The 17,884-nt window shown below is 70.6% G+C and carries 18 protein-coding genes; 14 read left to right on the top strand and 4 right to left on the bottom strand.

The features are described 5' to 3' along the window. Positions 1–36 precede the first annotated feature (36 nt). The gene (locus PUR53_RS26235; protein ID WP_329909823.1) at positions 37–1,443 is read left to right on the top strand and encodes an FAD-binding oxidoreductase; all 1,407 of its coding nucleotides are present in this window, start codon (positions 37–39) and stop codon (positions 1,441–1,443) included. 25 nt (positions 1,444–1,468) lie between these two features. Here the strand turns inward: PUR53_RS26235 and PUR53_RS26230 are convergent, their stop codons facing one another. Beyond that, positions 1,469–1,882, bottom strand: coding sequence for an SsgA family sporulation/cell division regulator (locus tag PUR53_RS26230; RefSeq protein WP_329896391.1), 414 nt, complete (start codon positions 1,880–1,882; stop codon positions 1,469–1,471). A 265-nt stretch (positions 1,883–2,147) separates the two neighbouring features. Here PUR53_RS26230 and PUR53_RS26225 point away from each other — a divergent pair, with 265 nt between their 5' ends. Together PUR53_RS26225 and PUR53_RS26220 are read left to right on the top strand one after the other, a co-directional pair. After that, a complete protein-coding gene (locus PUR53_RS26225; RefSeq protein WP_329909822.1) occupies positions 2,148–3,896 on the top strand; it encodes an RDD family protein in 1,749 nt (582 codons plus the stop codon). 91 nt (positions 3,897–3,987) lie between these two features. Continuing rightward, positions 3,988–4,665 (top strand): RDD family protein, encoded by a 678-nt coding sequence (locus PUR53_RS26220; RefSeq protein ID WP_329909821.1) that lies wholly within the window; start codon positions 3,988–3,990, stop codon positions 4,663–4,665. Between the two features lie 86 nt (positions 4,666–4,751). On the opposite strand, the gene PUR53_RS26215 is transcribed toward PUR53_RS26220, so the two are convergent. After that, complete coding sequence (locus tag PUR53_RS26215; protein ID WP_329896388.1) at positions 4,752–5,048, bottom strand: hypothetical protein; 297 nt, start codon at positions 5,046–5,048, stop codon at positions 4,752–4,754. Between the two features lie 438 nt (positions 5,049–5,486). On the opposite strand from PUR53_RS26215, the gene PUR53_RS26210 reads away from it, so the two are divergent. Beyond that, positions 5,487–7,841: an immune inhibitor A domain-containing protein gene (locus tag PUR53_RS26210; protein WP_329909820.1), complete on the top strand. Its 2,355-nt coding sequence runs from the start codon at positions 5,487–5,489 to the stop codon at positions 7,839–7,841. Between the two features lie 123 nt (positions 7,842–7,964). Beyond that, complete coding sequence (locus PUR53_RS26205) at positions 7,965–8,318, top strand: hypothetical protein (protein WP_329896386.1); 354 nt, start codon at positions 7,965–7,967, stop codon at positions 8,316–8,318. A gap of 22 nt (positions 8,319–8,340) precedes the next feature. Here PUR53_RS26205 and PUR53_RS26200 read toward each other — a convergent pair whose 3' ends face one another. Beyond that, positions 8,341–8,928 (bottom strand): isochorismatase family protein, encoded by a 588-nt coding sequence (locus PUR53_RS26200; protein WP_329896385.1) that lies wholly within the window; start codon positions 8,926–8,928, stop codon positions 8,341–8,343. Positions 8,929–9,184: 256 nt separating this feature from the next. Continuing rightward, positions 9,185–10,513, bottom strand: coding sequence for a nicotinate phosphoribosyltransferase (locus PUR53_RS26195; protein WP_329909819.1), 1,329 nt, complete (start codon positions 10,511–10,513; stop codon positions 9,185–9,187). A gap of 145 nt (positions 10,514–10,658) precedes the next feature. On the opposite strand from PUR53_RS26195, the gene clpS reads away from it, so the two are divergent. From clpS to PUR53_RS26150, 9 genes are all read left to right on the top strand, one after another. Beyond that, positions 10,659–10,976, top strand: a complete 318-nt coding sequence (clpS, locus tag PUR53_RS26190) for an ATP-dependent Clp protease adapter ClpS (RefSeq protein WP_329896383.1) — start codon at positions 10,659–10,661, stop codon at positions 10,974–10,976. 11 nt (positions 10,977–10,987) lie between these two features. Next, positions 10,988–11,590, top strand: coding sequence for a DUF2017 domain-containing protein (locus PUR53_RS26185; RefSeq protein WP_239754777.1), 603 nt, complete (start codon positions 10,988–10,990; stop codon positions 11,588–11,590). Between the two features lie 354 nt (positions 11,591–11,944). Further along, a complete protein-coding gene (locus tag PUR53_RS26180; protein ID WP_329896382.1) occupies positions 11,945–13,390 on the top strand; it encodes an amino acid permease in 1,446 nt (481 codons plus the stop codon). A gap of 89 nt (positions 13,391–13,479) precedes the next feature. Next, positions 13,480–13,902: a Mov34/MPN/PAD-1 family protein gene (locus tag PUR53_RS26175; protein ID WP_239754775.1), complete on the top strand. Its 423-nt coding sequence runs from the start codon at positions 13,480–13,482 to the stop codon at positions 13,900–13,902. An 88-nt stretch (positions 13,903–13,990) separates the two neighbouring features. Further along, complete coding sequence (locus tag PUR53_RS26170; protein WP_329909818.1) at positions 13,991–15,058, top strand: LacI family DNA-binding transcriptional regulator; 1,068 nt, start codon at positions 13,991–13,993, stop codon at positions 15,056–15,058. A gap of 133 nt (positions 15,059–15,191) precedes the next feature. Further along, positions 15,192–15,287 (top strand): putative leader peptide, encoded by a 96-nt coding sequence (locus PUR53_RS26165; protein WP_020115562.1) that lies wholly within the window; start codon positions 15,192–15,194, stop codon positions 15,285–15,287. 121 nt (positions 15,288–15,408) lie between these two features. Then, positions 15,409–15,687 (top strand): MoaD/ThiS family protein, encoded by a 279-nt coding sequence (locus PUR53_RS26160; RefSeq protein ID WP_037703545.1) that lies wholly within the window; start codon positions 15,409–15,411, stop codon positions 15,685–15,687. 6 nt (positions 15,688–15,693) lie between these two features. Then, positions 15,694–16,644 (top strand): PLP-dependent cysteine synthase family protein, encoded by a 951-nt coding sequence (locus PUR53_RS26155; protein WP_013003251.1) that lies wholly within the window; start codon positions 15,694–15,696, stop codon positions 16,642–16,644. Positions 16,645–17,128: 484 nt separating this feature from the next. Further along, complete coding sequence (locus PUR53_RS26150; RefSeq protein WP_329896379.1) at positions 17,129–17,881, top strand: MBL fold metallo-hydrolase; 753 nt, start codon at positions 17,129–17,131, stop codon at positions 17,879–17,881. The last annotated feature ends 3 nt before the right edge of the window (positions 17,882–17,884 follow it).

Genomic DNA, 17,884 nt, shown 5'->3' with positions numbered 1-17,884 from the left:
CGACGGGTTCACACCGATGGCCGCGAGTGCGAACCTGTGATCATGAGCCGTATCCAAGCCCCGTCCGACGAGACGACCGGCAACCTCGTCGACCGACTGCTCAGCGGCCTGCCGCCGGAGGCGGTCCTCGTCGATCCGGACGTCACCACCTCCTACGCCAACGACATGGCGAGCTTCTGCGAGGCCGGCGTCCCCGCGGTCGTCGCCCTGCCGCGGACCGTCGAACAGGTGCAGCACGTCATGCGCACCGCCACCGAACTGCGCGTCCCGGTGGTCCCGCAGGGCGCCCGTACCGGCCTGTCCGGCGGCGCCAACGCCTCCGAGGGCTGCGTCGTGCTGTCCCTGACGAAGATGGACCGGATCCTCGAGATCAACCCGGTCGACCGGATCGCCGTCGTCGAACCCGGCGTCGTCAACGCCACCCTCTCCCGGGCGGTCAACGAACACGGCCTGTGCTACCCGCCGGACCCCTCCAGCTGGGAGATGTGCACGATCGGCGGCAACATCGGCACGGCCTCCGGCGGCCTGTGCTGTGTGAAGTACGGGGTGACCGCCGAGTACGTCCTCGGCCTGGACGTCGTGCTCGCCGACGGCCGGCTGATGTCGACCGGTCGGCGCACCGCGAAGGGCGTCGCCGGCTACGACCTGACCCGGCTCTTCGTCGGCGCGGAGGGCTCGCTCGGCATCGTCGTCCGCGCGACCCTCGCCCTGAAGCCGCAGCCGCCCCAGCAACTGGTGCTGGCGGCGGAGTTCGCGTCGGCGGCCGCAGCCTGCGACGCGGTGTGCCGGATCATGGCCGGCGGGCACGTCCCGTCACTGCTCGAACTCATGGACCGTACGACGGTCAAGGCCGTCAACGACCTGGCGCACATGGGGCTGCCGGAGACCACCGAGGCACTGCTGCTCGCCGCCTTCGACACCCCGGACCCGGCCGCCGACCTCGCCGCCGTCGGCGCCCTGTGCGAGGCGGCGGGCGCCACCCAGGTCGTCCCGGCGGACGACGCGGCCGAGTCCGAACTGCTGCTCCAGGCACGCCGGTTGTCCCTCACCGCGCTGGAGGCGGTGAAGGGCACGACGATGATCGACGACGTGTGCGTGCCACGCTCGAGGCTCGGCGAACTGCTCGACGGCGTCGACCGCATCGCCGAGAAGTACGACCTGACCATCGGGGTCTGCGCCCACGCCGGCGACGGCAACACGCACCCCACCGTCTGCTTCGACGCGGCGGACCCCGACGAGTCCCGGCGCGCCCGCGAGTCCTTCGACGAGATCATGGCCCTCGGTCTGGAACTCGGCGGCACGATCACCGGCGAGCACGGTGTGGGCATCCTCAAGAAGGAGTGGCTGGCGCGGGAGCTGGGCCCGGTGGGGCTGGAGATGCAGCGGGCGGTGAAGTCCGTCTTCGACCCGCTGGGCATCCTCAACCCGGGCAAGCTGTTCTGACGCCCGCGTTCCCGGGACACGCCCCTCACTGGGCGAGGAGTTCGGCCAGGCCGTCGTCGATGCCCAGCATGTCGAACTCCGAGCCCGGCGGGACCATCCGCAGGGTCCGCTCCAGCCAGGCGGAGACCGCGGCGGCGGGCGCTTCGAGCAGCGCGTCCCCGTCCGGCGAGCTGAGCGCCATCAGGACGACGCTGCGGCCCGACACCTTCGTCGGCCACACCCGCACGTCCCCGTGCCCGCACGGCCGGAACACCCCCTCGACGAGCAACTCCCGCGCGAACGTCCAGTGCACCGGCCGGTCGGAGTTGACGTGGAAGGTGATGTGGACGGCGTACGGGTCGTCGCTGCGATAGCCCAGCTTGGCCGGAACGGGGACGCTGCGCTCGGGCGACAGGACGAGTCTGAGCTCCAGTTCGCGCTCCACGACGGTGTGCCGCATGGTGATCGTTCCTCTCTCGTGGCGGGGCCCCGTGGGCGGGCCCGTACGAGTGAGAGGGGCGGGGGCGCCAAAGCATTACGCGGGTTCGCGAAACTTTTTTCCGATGAGCCCACCGACCGTCCTGCCGCGTCCGGCGGGCCGCCGCGCCCGTAGCAGATCCGTGCGCGAATGGGGCGGGTCCGGAGGCAGCGGTCATGGACCGTGCCGACGTCTGGTAGATCTGGATGCCTCCACCCAACCCACGAGCAGATACGGGACGACGGACATGAGCGCCCCAACCCCGGCCCCCGGCGACGACAGGCCCCGCGAAGGGTATTACCCGGACCCGTCCATTCCTGGATATGTCCGGTACTGGAACGGCGCCGCCTGGGTGCCGGGTACGAGCCGTCCGGCGCCCTCCGACGGTGAGCCGCTCGCCCCGCCGCCCGGCTCCGGCCCGTCCGGCGCCGTGGAGGAGACGGGCCCGCACTTCTTCGACGAGGACCCCGCGGGCGACGGCGACGCGGCCAGGCCGGCCGGCGACAACTCCCTGCACGGCATCCGCCCCGAGCCCGCCTCCGCGTGGGGCGCCGACCGCTCCCGCCAGACCGGGTTCGGCGGCGCCAAGGACCGCCGGGTGTCCTGGGGTTCCGCCCCCGGCGCCGACCCGCGTCTCTCCCTCTCGGCCGGCACGGGTGGTACGGGGGACACGGGCGGCACCGCCGAGGGGACCGGCGGCCCGGCGGGCCCCACCGGCCCGACGGGTTTCGGTGACCCCGGGCGGACGGCGAGCACGGACGGCACGGCGACCATCCCGCCGGCGGACAGCGACGACGAGGCCGGATCCACGCCGGGCACGGTGGTCTTCCGGCGCCCAACCGGCCCCGGGCGCCCGGAGCCGACGGCCGACGGCGCCGAACCGCCGCCGTCGGACGGCACCATGACGTTCCGCCCGTCCTCCTCGCGCACGGGGCAGCAGGACGGCGCCGCCCCCGCCGCCTTCGGCGCGCCCCTGACCCCGGCGCAGATCGCCGCCCAGCAGGCCCTGGGCCTCGCCCCGCAGTCCGCCGCGTCTGCGTCGGCACCGTCCGGCCCGCAGCAGGGCCCGCAGGCACCGCCCGGCGCGCGGGACCCCTCGGTGCCGCAGGGGCCGCAGGGTCCGCAGTCGGGCGGTACGGCCCCGGCGGCGGCCTCCGCCCCGGCCCCGGCTGCCTCGGCGGTCGCGCCGGCGGCCCCCGCCACCCCGGCCGTCCCGGTCCCGCAGCAACCACAGCCGCAGCAGCCCGCGTTCGGTGGCGCCTTCCCGCCGGCCCCGCAGGCCGACAGGTCCCCGCAGGCCGCGTCCGCCCCGCACCTCGCGCCGGGCGTGCCCCAGCAGGCCGCGGCCCCGCAGTCCGCCGACACCCCGATGGCCGTCGGCATCGGCGGCGGGCAGCCCTCCTGGGCCCAACAGGTGCAGCTGCTGGCCGGGGGCGACGGGGAGCAGCCGGTCGCGCCGTGGAAGCCGGTCGTCGAGGACCCCTTCCAGGCGGCCGCGCGGCGGCAGGCCGAGGCGAGGCCCGCGGGGCTCGGCAGACGGCTGGGCGCCCGGCTGGTGGACAGCCTGGTCGTCGGCGGTGTCACGGCCGCGGCCGCCGTGCCGTTCGGCACCAAGGCGCTCGACCACATCGACGGGAAGATCGACGCGGCCAAGCTCTCCGGCGAGAAGGTCACCGTCTGGCTGGTCGACGGCACGACCTCCGTCTACTTCGGCATCATCCTGGGCGTCCTGTTCCTCGTCAGCGCCCTGTACGAGGTGCTGCCCACGGCCAGGTGGGGCCGCACGCTCGGCAAGCGGCTCTTCGGCATCGAGGTCCGGGACATCGAGGGCCACGAGCCCCCGTCCTTCATGGGCTCACTGCGGCGCTGGCTCGTCCACACCGTCTCCGGACTGCTCGGCATCGGTGTGATCGGTGTGCTGTGGTGCGTGTGGGACAAGCCGTGGCGCCAGTGCTGGCACGACAAGGCGGCCCACACGTTCGTGGCGGGCGACTAGCGGCACCCCCGCCCACCGGCCCCGTCTCCGCCGTACTCCGGACGGCCCTCTGCCGGATGCGGAGGCGGGGGGTTCGCGGTCGACTCGGGCCATGAGTACCGAACCGCCGCCCTTCGGCTCCGGTCAGTCCCCGGACGACGACCCGTTCAGGAAGCAGCAGCCTCCGCCGCAGCAGGGCGGCGGCTCCCCGTACGACCCGCCGCCCCGGCAGCCGCCGTACGACAGCCAGCCGCCTCCCTCAGGCGGCGGCCCCTACGGCGGCGGTCCCTACGGCGGTGACCCGTACGGCGGTGGGGCGTACCCCAACGACCCGCTCTCCGGCATGCCGCCGCTCGCCGACAGCGGCAAGCGGGTGCTCGCGCGGATCATCGACATGATCCTGGTGGGCATCGTGGTGGGCCTGCTGGCCTGGGCGTTCCGGATCAGCCAGTACACGGTGGACTCGGACGACTTCGAGTTCGGCAAGTCCTTCGCCCAGGAGGCGCTCGCGGCGGTCCTCTACATCGCCTACGACACGTACTTCACCGTCAAGAACGGTCAGACCCTCGGCAAGAAGCTGATGAAGCTGCGGGTGGCGGACCTCAACGACGGCTCCACGCCCTCCGTGCGGACCGCGCTGATCCGCGCGGCCGTGCTGTGGATCCCCTTCGCCTTCTGCTGCGCCTGCATCTGGACGGCGATCGCGGGCGGCTGGAGCTTCTTCGACAAGCCCTACAAGCAGGGCCTGCACGACAAGGCGGCCAAGACGGTGGTGGTCAGCACCGGTTGAGCACGGGGGGCGCACGCACGACGACGGCGGGTCCGTGACGCACGGGCCCGCCGAAGCGTTTCATCAAGCTGTCACCCAGTGCCGGGTCAGGAACCCATCCGCTCGTGCACGGGCTCCCGTACCGCCTCGGACCGCGCGGCCACCCGGCTGCGGGCCGGGACGGCGGCGGCCTTGGGGCGTGCGGCGGGACGGGCGGAGGCGCCTGGCGCGGACTTGGGTACCGGCACCGTCAGTGCGACGAGCAGGCCCAGGGCCAGGGCGGACAGGGCGATCACCGCGATGCCCGCGCCGGAACTCGTCTGTGACAGCAGCAGCATGGCGAGGGTGGACAAGATCACGGTGCAGGAGCCGTAGGCGAGCTGTGCGGTCGTCGGACGAGGCATGGCAATCGTGTCCTCGGGTGGGAATCAAAGGTGAAGCAGTGCAGTCGGCTTGGCTTCTGCCGACCTCCGGCGCTCCGCCAATCGACTCTATTCGCCAGGGTGCCCGAGTGGAACGACGGGTAAGCGTGACCTGACACACGGTGCCGGGTGCACAGGGGGCGCACGGGTTCATGGGGTCCGGCAAGTGGACGCATATGCGCGCCGGTTCGAGAGGCGGGCGGGAGACGGGCGAGCCGTGCGCGTAACGACCGGATAACGAACAAGCGCTTCCTCTGGACGTCGATAATCCACTTGACCTGTCCAAGTCAAGATCTGTTTTTTATGTCGAAACTCCGATCGAATGACGCCACTTGACTACACGCGTATACCGCGCGCGGACTCCTCCACGTTCGGGGCCATCCCCCTTCCGCGCGAACGGTACGCGGGGGAGGAACTCAAGTGACCAGTAGACCCTGGACGTATCGAGCTGCGGCGATCGGTGTCGCACTCGCCACAGCGGCGGCGACCATGTCCGCCCTGACCGTGGCGCAGGCCGCGGACACCGCTCCGGCGGCGGCCGTCGACCGGCACGACCCGGCGGACCACGAGCACGCCGACGACCACGACCTCGAAGGCCCCCTGAGCAAGACGCAGGAGGCTCAGCGCGAGGAGGCCCTGCAGCAGGTCATATCCGGCGACGCCACGGTCAAGAACCGCGAGGGTTCGCAGGTCGTGCAGCTGAAGAGCAAGAAGGGCAAGAGCAAGTACGTCGAGCTCGGCCGCGAGAAGACCGACAAGATCTTCACGATCCTCGTCGAGTTCGGCGACGAGATCGACAGCCGCTACGGCGGCACCCCCGGCCCGCTGCACAACCAGATAGCCGAGCCGGACCGCACGCAGGACAACTCCACGGCCTGGCAGGCGGACTACGACCAGGCGCACTTCCAGGACCTGTACTTCGGCACCGGCAAGAAGACCGAGTCGATGAAGAAGTACTACGAGAAGCAGTCCTCGGGCCGCTACTCGATCGAGGGCGAGGTCTCGGACTGGGTCAAGGTCCCTTACAACGAGGCCCGCTACGGCAACAACGCCTGCGGCGACACCAACTGCGCCAGCGTGTGGAACGTGGTCAGCGACGGTCTCGACTCCTGGGTCGCCCAGCAGAAGGCAGCGGGGCGCACCGACGCGGAGATCAAGGCCGACGTGGCCGAGTTCGACCAGTGGGACCGCTACGACTTCGACGGCGACGGCGACTTCAACGAGTCCGACGGCTACATCGACCACTTCCAGATCGTGCACGCCGGTGAGGACGAGTCCGCCGGCGGCGGCGCGCAGGGCGAGGACGCCATCTGGGCGCACCGCTGGTACGCCTTCGGCACCGACGCGGGCGCGACCGGTCCCGAGGGCAACAGGCTCGGCGGCGCCAAGATCGGTGACACCGGCATCTGGGTCGGCGACTACACCATCCAGCCGGAGAACGGCGGCCTCGGTGTCTTCGCCCACGAGTACGGCCACGACCTCGGTCTGCCGGACCACTACGACACCCAGGGCGGCGACAACTCCACCGGCTTCTGGACCCTGATGTCCTCCGGGTCCTGGCTCGGCACCGGCAAGGAAGCCATCGGCGACCTGCCCGGCGACATGACCGCCTGGGACAAGCTGCAGCTCGGCTGGCTCGACTACGACACGGCGAAGGCCGCGACGAAGTCGAAGCACAAGCTCGGCGTGGCGGAGTACAACACCAAGGACAAGCAGGCCCTGGTGGTCGAGTTGCCGAAGAAGGCGGTCGCCACCGAGATCGTCCAGCCGGCGCAGGGCTCGACCCAGTGGTGGAGCGGCAGCGGTAACAACCTCTCCCACACGCTGACCCGTTCCGTGGACCTCACGGGCAAGTCCTCGGCCGCGCTGACCCTCGACGGCTGGTACGACATCGAGGCCGAGTACGACTACCTCTACACCGAGGTGTCGACCGACGGTGGCGCCAACTGGACCGCGATCGACGGCACGGTGGACGGCGCGGCGATCCCGCGCGACGCCAGCGGCAAGCCCGCGCTGACCGGTTCCTCGGCCGCGCACAAGAAGCTGTCGTACTCCCTGGACGCCTACGCCGGCCAGAAGTTCGACCTCCGCTTCCGCTACGCGACGGACGGCGGCCTGGCGCTGAAGGGCTTCGCGGCCGACTCGATCGCGGTGACCGCCGACGGTTCCGTCCTCTTCTCGGACGACGCGGAGAGCGCGGACGCGGCCTGGACCGCCAAGGGCTTCTCCCGCGTCGGTGCTTCCTTCACCAGGGATTACGCGCAGTACTACATCGCCGAGAACCGTCAGTACGTGTCGTACGACAAGACGCTGAAGGTCGGCCCGTACAACTTCGGCTTCTCGACCACGCGTCCGTCCTGGGTGGAGCACTTCCCGTACCAGAACGGTTTGTTGATCTGGAAGTGGGACACCTCGCAGGCGGACAACAACACCAGCGTGCACCCCGGTACGGGTCTCGTCCTGCCGGTCGACTCGCACCCGGCGGCGCTGAAGTGGGCCGACGGCACGGTGATGCGCAGCCGGATCCAGTCCTACGACTCGCCCTTCAGCCTCTACCGCACCGACGGTCTGAAGCTGCACAAGGCGGACGTCCTGACGAAGATTCCGTCGTCGAAGGGTGTGTCCACGTTCAACGACCGGACCAGCACCTACTACGACGAGGCGACCCCGCTCGCCGGTGTCAAGATCACTGACACCAACACCAAGATCAAGATCGTCAAGGAGGCCAAGGACGGCTCCACGATCTCGGTCCAGGTGGGCCCCGCGGTGAAGTAAACGACATTTCCGCAGGTCAGAGCACGTCCGGCCGTGACCCTCTTGGCGGGTCGCGGCCGGACGTGTTTAGGTGCGTGGTGTGGTTTTCTTATTGACACTGACGCTCACGGGGGTGTGACCTGCATGGCCGCTGGAGGTTTCTGCAAACTACCGGACGGCAATGTCGTCGTCGCCCTGAACCTGCCCGGGGCGACCACTCCGGGCACGTCGTGGGCTCCGCAGGACGACGGCTCCGTGCGGGTTCTCGTCCTGGCCGCGAACCGTGCCCGGGCCCTGACCCGGCTGCGCAACCTGGGCATGCGGGCGATCTACCTCCGCGGCAACGCGGCGCCCCCGACACTGGACGAGATCACGGCCGTGCTGCACCACCCGGACGGCCTGATATGGCGCACGTCCCCGGTCTGCCCGGCCTCGACCACCCCGGAGCTGTGGCACCCGATCAGAGCGCTCCTGAGGAGGCCGGCGGCCCGGGTGTGACCCGACATGGCCCCCTCAGGGGCTACACGACCGGCTTGCCCGACAGCTCCACGCCCGCCTCGCGCAGCTCCTCCAGGGCCCGCTCGGTGGTCTCCTCGGCCACACCGGCGGTCAGGTCCAGCAGGACCTGGGTGCGGAAGCCCTCGCGTGCGGCGTCCAGGGCGGTGGCGCGTACGCAGTGGTCCGTGGCGATGCCGACGACGTCGACCTCGGTGATGTCACGGGCCCGGAGCCAGTCGGCGAGCGAGGAGCCGTTCTCGTCGGCGCCCTCGAAGCCGCTGTACGCCGCCGCGTACGCCCCCTTGTCGAACACGGCGTCCACCGCGCCGGAGGCGATCGCCGGGGCGAAGTTCGGGTGGAAGCCCACCCCCTCCGTGCCGGCGACACAGTGTGCCGGCCAGGAGTGGACGTAGTCGGGGTTGTCGGAGAAGTGGCCACCGGGTGCGATGTGGTGGTCACGGGTGGCCACCACGTGCTGGTAGCCGGGGCCGGCCGCCTGGCCGATCAGCTCGGTGACGGCGGCGGCCACATCGGCACCGCCGGCCACCGCGAGGCTGCCCCCCTCGCAGAAGTCGTTCTGCACGTCGACGACGATCAAGGCGCGGCGCATGGTGTCGGTGTCCTTCGACTCTTCGGTGCTCGGCTGTGGGTGTGGATGCGGATGCGGTGGGAAACTGCGAACTTCCGAGCCTAGAGACTTCGAGAGCTGTTCGGGAGGGGGCATCCGGCGCTCGCCCGTGGCGCGGGCCGGAGCACGGACCCACCACGCGGGCGCTCGGGGGCTCGCGGGAGAGCGCGCCGGGCACATTCACTCCGGCCCACCCCCAGCGTGCACCCGCCCGCCCTCCCGCACGTCCCCGAGCGGCTCAGACGTACTCCGTCGGGATGACCGCCTCGCCGCGCGACAGCTGCGTCGCCGACAGCGGCAGCTTGGCCCGCGCGGTCGTGTGCCGTTCGCGTACGACGTCCAGGGGCTCGCGGTGGAGCACCCGGCCGCCCTCGACCAGCGGGACGAGCAGCTGACGCTCCTGGAGGTCGTCCGGCACGGGCCCGGTGCCGATCACCTCGGCCTCCGCCACGCCGTGCTCGTCCAGCCGCCGGGCCGCCCACTTGCGGCCCCCCACGGACGTCTTCCCGCCGCTGGACTTCTTCGCCACCGGCACCAGCGGGTCCGTGGGGTCCGCGGACTCCGCCCGGGCGACGAGCTTGTAGACCATCGAGCAGGTGGGGTGCCCCGAGCCGGTCACCAGCTGGGTCCCGACGCCGTACGCGTCCACCGGCGCCGCCGCCAGCGAGGCGATGGCGTACTCGTCGAGGTCCGAGGTCACGATGATCCGGGTGTCCGTCGCGCCCAGCTCGTCCAGCTGCTGCCGCACCCGGTGGGCGACGAGGAGCAGATCACCGGAGTCGATGCGCACGGCGCCGAGCTCGGGCCCGGCGATCTCCACGGCGGTGCGTACGGCCTCGGTGACGTCGTACGTGTCGACGAGCAGCGTGGTGTTCCGGCCCAGCGAGTCCACCTGGGCCTGGAAGGCGTCCCGCTCGCGGTCGTGGAGCAGGGTGAAGGCGTGGGCGCTGGTGCCGACGGTCGGGATGCCGTAGCGGAAGCCGGCCGCCAGGTCCGAGGTGGAGGTGAAGCCGCCGACGTACGCGGCGCGCGAGGCGGCCACGGCGGCCAGCTCGTGCGTGCGCCGGGCGCCCATCTCGATCAGCGGGCGCCCCTGGGCGGCGCTGGACATCCGGGAGGCGGCGGCCGCGATCGCCGAGTCGTGGTTGAGGATGGACAGGATCACGGTCTCCAGGAGCACGCACTCCGCGAAGGTGCCCTCGACCCGCAGGATCGGCGAGCCCGGGAAGTACACCTCGCCCTCCTGGTAGCCCCACACGTCACCGGCGAAGCGGTAGCCGGCGAGCCAGTCGAGGGTCTCGGCGTTGACGATGGAGCGCTCGCGCAGGAAGCCGAGGACGCCCGGGTCGAAACGGAAGTTCTCCACGGCGTCCAGCACCCGTCCGGTGCCGGCGACCACGCCGTACCGGCGTCCCTCCGGCAGCCGCCGGGTGAAGACCTCGAACACCGATCGCCGCTCGGCCGTGCCGGCCTTCAACGCGGCCTGCAGCATCGTGAGTTCGTACTGGTCCGTGAAGAGCGCGGTCGAGGGGACGTCGACCGGCAAACCGAGGTCCGCTGTGTTCATGGCAAGAGATCGTACTCCCATTTCGTCAGTCTGACGATTTCTGGTGGGATCTTCAGCGGATCCTCGGCGGATCCTTGGTGGACCGTTCCCGGTCGGCCCTGGTCGGAGGCTCGCATTTGTGCGGGCACCCCCCTGTGGTGGCAGCATGGGCCGTGTGACGGCAGCCGTACCCATGGAGATCGAGAAGACCGAGTCGGCGGAGGAGGTCTTCGCCGTACCCGAGCCCGACGTGCCGTGGGTGACGATCGTCCACAACGATCCGGTGAACCTCATGAGCTATGTGACGTATGTCTTCCAGTCGTACTTCGGGTACCCGAAGGACAAAGCCACCAAGCTCATGCTCGACGTCCACCACAAGGGCCGCGCGGTCGTCTCCAGCGGAACACGCGAGGAGATGGAACGCGACGTGCAGGCCATGCACGGCTACGGTCTGTGGGCCACCCTCCAGCAGGACCGGAAGTAGCGACGCACCTGATGCCAGGACAATTCGAATCGCTCCCCGGCGGCGGCGCGGCCGTCGCGCTCGACGAGGTCGAGATCTCCATCATCCGCTCGCTGGCGGTGCAGCTCCTGGAGCTGATCGGCCCGGGGCCCGCCGAGGACGCCGGCGACGACCCGCTCGCCGAGCTCTTCGCCGAGGGCCCGAGCGAACCGCCCAAGGACCCCGTCCTGCTCCGGCTGTTCCCGGACGCCTACAGCGACCCCGAGGGCACCCCGACGGCCCGGGAGGCGGAGGAGCAGCGGGCGTACTCCTCGGAGTTCCGCCGCTTCACCGAGAACGACCTGCGGGCCGGCAAGCGCGACAACGCCCTCGCGGTGATCCACTCCCTGGACGCGCTGGCCGCGACCGGCGAGGGCGGGGCCGTGCTCAAGCTGTCGGCGGAGGAGTCCCGGCGGTGGCTCGGCTGCCTCAACGACCTACGTCTGGCCATCGGCTCCCGGCTCGACGTCGTCGACGAGGAGGACACCGACCTTCTCTACCGCCTGCCGGACGAGGACCCGCGCAAGCCGATGGTGATGGCGTACCTGTGGCTGGGCGGCCTCCAGGACTCGCTCGTCGCGACGCTGATGCCCTGAGGAGCCCGTGATGTGCCCCTGACGTGGCCGTTCGGTGTTCGCCAGGTGTTCGCTCAGAGGACACTCAAATCCGGATAACGATCGCGTCACCGCGCCCGCGAGGGATGCCCTCGCGGGTGTCGTTTGTCCGGTTCTCCCTGTGCGGTGCGCCACACGACGTCCGATCGATCACTGTGGCGGCCGTGTTAAATCTTCACGACCGCCCGACGGACGCCACCCATGTCCGCTCGGGTGCGCCACCGAGTCGGCCATCTCCGACCAGGCACTGCTCCATCACATCCGGGGGGATCGGAACCCGATCCGGGGTCGACGAACGGCTCGGATCGGCCCAGCGTGGAGAAAGGCGCACCACACATGACCTCCGCTCAGGTCAACAAGAACGGCGACGAAGCCGTGCGCGGCGACGCACCCGAAGAGGGGTACGAGCGCGGGCTCGGCAGCCGTCAGGTCCAGATGATCGCGATCGGCGGCGCCATCGGCGTCGGCCTCTTCCTGGGAGCCGGGGCGAACATCGCCAAGGCCGGCCCCAGTCTGATCTTCATGTACGCCCTCGCCGGCGTCATCATCTTCTTCATCATGCGCGCCCTCGGCGAGCTGCTGCTGTACCGCCCGGTCTCGGGCTCCTTCGCGGAGTACTCCCGCGAGTTCCTCGGCCCGTTCTTCGGCTACTTCACCGGCTGGACGTACTGGCTGATGTGGGTCGTCACCGGCATGGCCGAACTCACGGCCGCCGCGATCTACGTCAACTACTGGTGGCCGGAGATCCCGCGGTGGGTCACCGCCCTGGTCTTCCTGGTGGTCCTGTTCGGCGCCAACCTGATCTCGGTGAAGATCTTCGGCGAGATCGAGTTCTGGTTCTCGATGGTCAAGGTCACCGCCCTGCTCGGCATGATCGTGGTCGGCCTCGGCGTCCTCACCTTCGGCTTCAGCGCCGCCGGCGACACCGCCGCCGTCTCCAACCTGTGGGCCTTCGACGGCTTCTTCCCCAAGGGCATCGGCTCCTCCCTGATGACCCTCCAGGGCGTGATGTTCGCCTACCTCGCCGTCGAGCTGGTCGGCGTCACCGCCGGTGAGTCGGAGAACCCGGAGAAGACCCTCCCCAAGGCCATCAACACCCTGCCCTGGCGGATCGCGCTCTTCTACGTCGGCGCCCTCACCGTCATCCTCTGCGTGGTGAAGTGGACCGAGTTCGCGCCCGGCGTGAGCCCCTTCGTCGCCGCCTTCGCCAAGATCGGCATCCCGGCGGGCGCCGCGATCGTCAACTTCGTCGTGCTGACGGCGGCCCTGTCCTCCTGCAACTCGGGCATGTACTCCACCGGCCGCATGCTGCGCACCCTCGCGGACAACGGCGAGGCCCCGCGCGTCTTCAGCAGGCTGTCGTCGACGAAGACCCCGGCGTTCGGCATCACCGTCTCCGTGCTCTTCATGGGCATCGGCGTGATCCTGAACTACATCGTCCCGGAGAAGGCCTTCGGCTACGTCGTCTCCGTCGCCACCGCCGCCGGCATCTGGACCTGGCTGATGATCCTGATCAGCCACGTCCTCTACCGCCGCGCGGTCGACGCGGGCCGCCTGCCCGCCTCGTCCTTCCCGGCCCCCGGCGGCGCGAAGTGCAGCTGGGTCGCCATCGTCTTCCTGCTCTTCGTCACCGGCCTCATCGCCTACGACGCCGAGTCCCGCGTCTGCCTCTACGTCATGGCGGGCTGGGCGGCGGCCCTCGGCATCGGCTGGGCCGTGCTGAAGACCCGAAGCCCCGAGGTCACCGAGCGCCGCGACCCGGAGTTCGAGAAGGTCGGCTGACCCGACACGCCCCAGGGCGGGTCCCAGCATGTGGGCTGTTCCGTACCACCCCCCGGTACGGAACAGCCCTTCTGCTTATGCTGACGAGCATGCTGACCATCACCCAGGACCTCGTCGACCGGATCGTCGCCCACGCGCGCAAGGACCACCCCGACGAGGCGTGCGGCGTCGTCGCCGGACCGGCGGGCTCGGACCGCCCCGAGCGCTTCATCCCGATGCTGAACGCGGCCATGTCGCCCACGTTCTACGAGTTCGACTCGGGCGACCTGCTCAAGCTCTACCGCGAGATGGACGACCGCGACGAGGAGCCCGTGGTCATCTACCACTCCCACACCGCCACCGAGGCCTACCCCTCGCGCACCGACATCTCCTACGCCAACGAGCCGGGCGCCCACTACGTCCTGGTCTCCACCGCCGACACCGACGGCCTCGGCGACTTCCAGTTCCGCTCGTACCGGATCGTCGAGGGCGAGGTCACCGAGGAGGAAGTGAAGATCGTCGACGCGTACTGAACCGTCGGCGGCCCGGGTTCGCGGCTACGGTGGTGATGCCCATGCGTACGCACGCGCACGCACCCAACGGCCCGCGACGGAGACGGTGTTGACACAACAGACGCGACGACTGCCCGGCCGGCGCCCCACCCTCGACGACGTGGCACGCGGCTCGGGGGTCTCGAAGTCGACCGTCTCACGGGTGATCAACGGCGAGGACAAGGTACGCGCGGAGGTCGTCGAACGGGTCCGGGAGGTCATCGCCGAACTGGGCTACGTACCGAACTCCGCCGCCCGCCAGCTGGTCACCCGCCGCAACAACGCCATCGCCGTCGTCGCCAGCCAGCCGCAGAACCGGCTCTTCATCGACCCCTTCTTCGACCTCCACCTCCGCGGCATCCGCAAGGAACTGGTGGCCCACGGCGCCCAGCCCGTCCTGCTCTTCCTGGAGGAGCCCGAGGAGTACCCGAGGGTCGGCGACTTCCTGGGCGGCGGCCACGTCGACGGCGCCCTGCTGTTCTCTTTGCGCGCCGACGACCCGCTGCCCGGCATGATCGACCGACTCGGTCTGCCCGCCGTCTTCGGCGGCCGGCCGCTGGTCCGCGACGGCGAACCCGCGCACGACCGGGTGTACGTCGACGCCGACAACCGGGGCGGCGCCCGCGCGGCCGTCCGCCACCTGGTCGCCCTGGGCCGCGAACGCGTCGCGACGATCACCGGCCCGGTCGACCAGGAGGCCTCGGCCCTCGACCGCCTGGACGGCTACCGGGACGTCCTGCCGGACGCGTCGCCCCTCCTGGTCGAACACTCCGACTACACCCGACAGGGCGGTGTCGACGCCATGACCGCGCTCCTCGACCGCCGCCCCGACCTGGACGCCGTCTTCGTCGCCTCCGACCTCATGGCCTCCGGCGCGCTCCAGGTGCTGCGCGAGCGGGGCCGACGGGTGCCGGACGACGTGGCCGTCGTCGGCTTCGACGACCTCGCGCCCATCGCCGAGCACACCGATCCGCCGCTGACCACCGTCCACCAGGACATCGAGGGCATGGGCCGACTGATGGCCCGGCTGCTGTTCGACCACACGGACGACGGCCCGGCGGCCGGCGGGGCCACGGCACCCGGCCCCCAGTCCTCGGTGGTCACCCCGACCCGGCTGGTCGTACGGCGCTCCGCCTGAAGCCGTACGGCAGTCCGCCCGAGCGGGTGACCGTACGGCCGCTGAGGTGCGCGGTCTCACTCCCCGGCCCGAAACCGTCCGGCATGTGGGATCACACTCCGGGACCCGGACCGGGAATCGATACGATGAGCGCATGGTTTTTGACGACGTGAGCGAGAAGACGCCGGGCGCACTGCTCGTGGCGCGGCTGCACGTCGACCTGTGCAGGCTTGCCAGCGCCATCTGTTGACGCCGATCCTGCCGCCGTACGGCCGTGAGCCGCGGCGCCCTCACCCGTGTGACCACGCACCTCGCACATCGCGCCGCCGCGCGCCCACCGACCCGACCACTCCCGACAGGAGCCGCACACCATGGCCATCGAGGTCCGCATCCCCACCATCCTCCGCCAGTACACCGACGGTCAGAAGGCGGTGGAGGGGGCCGGTGCCACCCTCGCCGACCTGTTCACCGACCTGGAGACCCGGCACACGGGCATCCACGCCCGCATCGTGGACGGCGGTGAACTGCGCCGCTTCGTCAACGTCTACCTCAACGACGAGGACGTCCGCTTCCTGGAGGGCATCAACACCAAGCTGTCCGACGGCGACAACGTGACGATCCTGCCGGCCGTGGCCGGCGGTATGGCCTGAGCACCCATGCGCTACGACTCCCCGCTGGCCGCGGTGGGCAACACCCCTCTGGTGTGCCTGCCGCGGCTGTCGCCGTCCGCCGACGTCCGGATCTGGGCGAAGCTGGAGGACCGCAACCCGACGGGTTCGGTCAAGGACCGTCCTGCCCTGCACATGATCGAACAGGCGGAGAAGGACGGTCGGCTGACCCCCGGCTGCACGATCCTGGAGCCCACCTCGGGCAACACGGGCATCTCCCTGGCCATGGCGGCCAAGCTCAAGGGCTACCGCATGGTCTGCGTCATGCCCGAGAACACCTCCCAGGAGCGGCGTGAGCTGCTCGCCATGTGGGGCGCCGAGATCATCCCGTCCCCGGCCGCCGGCGGCTCCAACACGGCCGTACGCGTCGCCAAGGAACTCTCCGCCGAGCACCCCGACTGGGTGATGCTCTACCAGTACGGCAACCCGGACAACGCGGGCGCCCACTACGCCACGACCGGCCCGGAGATCCTCGCCGACCTGCCCTCCATCACGCACTTCGTGGCGGGCCTCGGCACCACCGGCACCCTGATGGGCGTCGGCCGCTTCCTGCGCGAGCAGAAGCCGGACGTCAGGATCGTCGCCGCCGAGCCGCGCTACGACGACCTCGTGTACGGCCTGCGCAACCTCGACGAGGGGTTCGTGCCGGAGCTCTACGACGCGTCCGTCCTCACCACCCGCTTCTCCGTCGGCTCCGCCGACGCGGTGACGCGTACGCGGGAGCTGCTACAGCAGGAGGGCATCTTCGCGGGCGTCTCCACGGGCGCCGCGCTGCACGCCGCGATCGGTGTCGGCAACAAGGCGGTCAAGTCCGGCGAGCCGGCCGACATCGTCTTCGTCGTCGCCGACGGCGGGTGGAAGTACCTGTCGACGGGCGTCTACACCGCCGCGACGACGGAGGAGGCCATCGAGACACTGCAGGGCCAGCTCTGGGCGTAGGGCGCCTCGTAGCTCGGGGGTGCGGGTGCGTGGGCGACTGCGGCTCCGGTGGGGCTTCTCGCGCAGTTCCCCGCGCCCCTAAAAGCATCAGGCCCCTGCGGGCCTGAAAGACCACGGCCCTGCGGGCCTGAAAAGCACGGGGCGCAGCCCCGGCTTTTCAGGGGCGCGGGGAACTGCGCGAGAAGCCCCACGCACCCGCACCCGCCGACGCACCCTCTTCCCGCCCTCCCGCCGCCGTCCCGCCCGCGCGCCGCGAAGGCCCCGCACCAGCCGAACCGGTGACAGCACAGGTGAGTTCGCCCACAACGGCCCCTGGCGGAGGAGCGACGCACCCTTTTGCGCCTTACGCTCAACGGACCGCACCACACGTGTTGCACCCATGTCCGTCCTTCGCAACCCGGCCAACCGCAATCCGCAACCCGTCTGCACGTCACGACTGACACGACTGTCACGACTTCACGCCAGCGCGGAGGTTACAGCTCCTATGAAGCTCACCGTCGTCGGCTGCTCGGGGTCGTTCCCTTCCGCGGAATCGGCCTGCTCGAGCTACCTCGTAGAGGCCGACGGCTTCCGGCTGCTCCTCGACATGGGCAACGGTGCCCTGGGCGAGTTGCAGCGCCACTGCGGTCTCTACGACCTCGACGCGATCTTCCTCAGCCATCTGCACGCCGACCACTGCATCGACATGTGCGCGTACTTCGTCGCACGGTACTACCGCCACGACGGCGGCCGCTGCGACCCCCTCCCGGTCTACGGACCCGAGGGCACCGAGCAGCGCCTGACCACGGCCTACGCCGACACCCCGTCCGCCTCCTCCATGAGCGAGGTCTTCGACTTCCACACGGTCAAGCCGAGCACGTTCGAGATCGGCCCGTTCACCGTCCACACGGAACGGGTCGCGCACCCCGTCGAGGCGTACGGCATCCGGATCGAACACGACGGCCGGGTCCTCACGTACTCCGGGGACACCGGTGTCACCGACACCCTGGACGAACTGGCCCGCGACGCCGACCTGTTCCTGTGCGAGGCCGCCTTCACGCACGGCAAGGAGAACATCCCGGACCTCCACCTCAACGGCCGCGAGGCCGGTGAGACGGCCGCCCGGGCACGCGCCCGCCGTCTCGTCCTCACCCACGTCCCGCCGTGGACCGACCCCCAGGTCAACCTCGTCGACGCCCGCGCGGTGTACGACGGCCCGGTGGACCTGGCGGTGCCCAGGGTGACGTACGAGATCTGAGGA

This window comes from Streptomyces sp. SP18BB07, from assembly GCF_036322545.1.
GTDB lineage: Bacteria > Actinomycetota > Actinomycetes > Streptomycetales > Streptomycetaceae > Streptomyces > Streptomyces deccanensis.
This window is presented reverse-complemented; position numbering and strand designations above follow the sequence as displayed.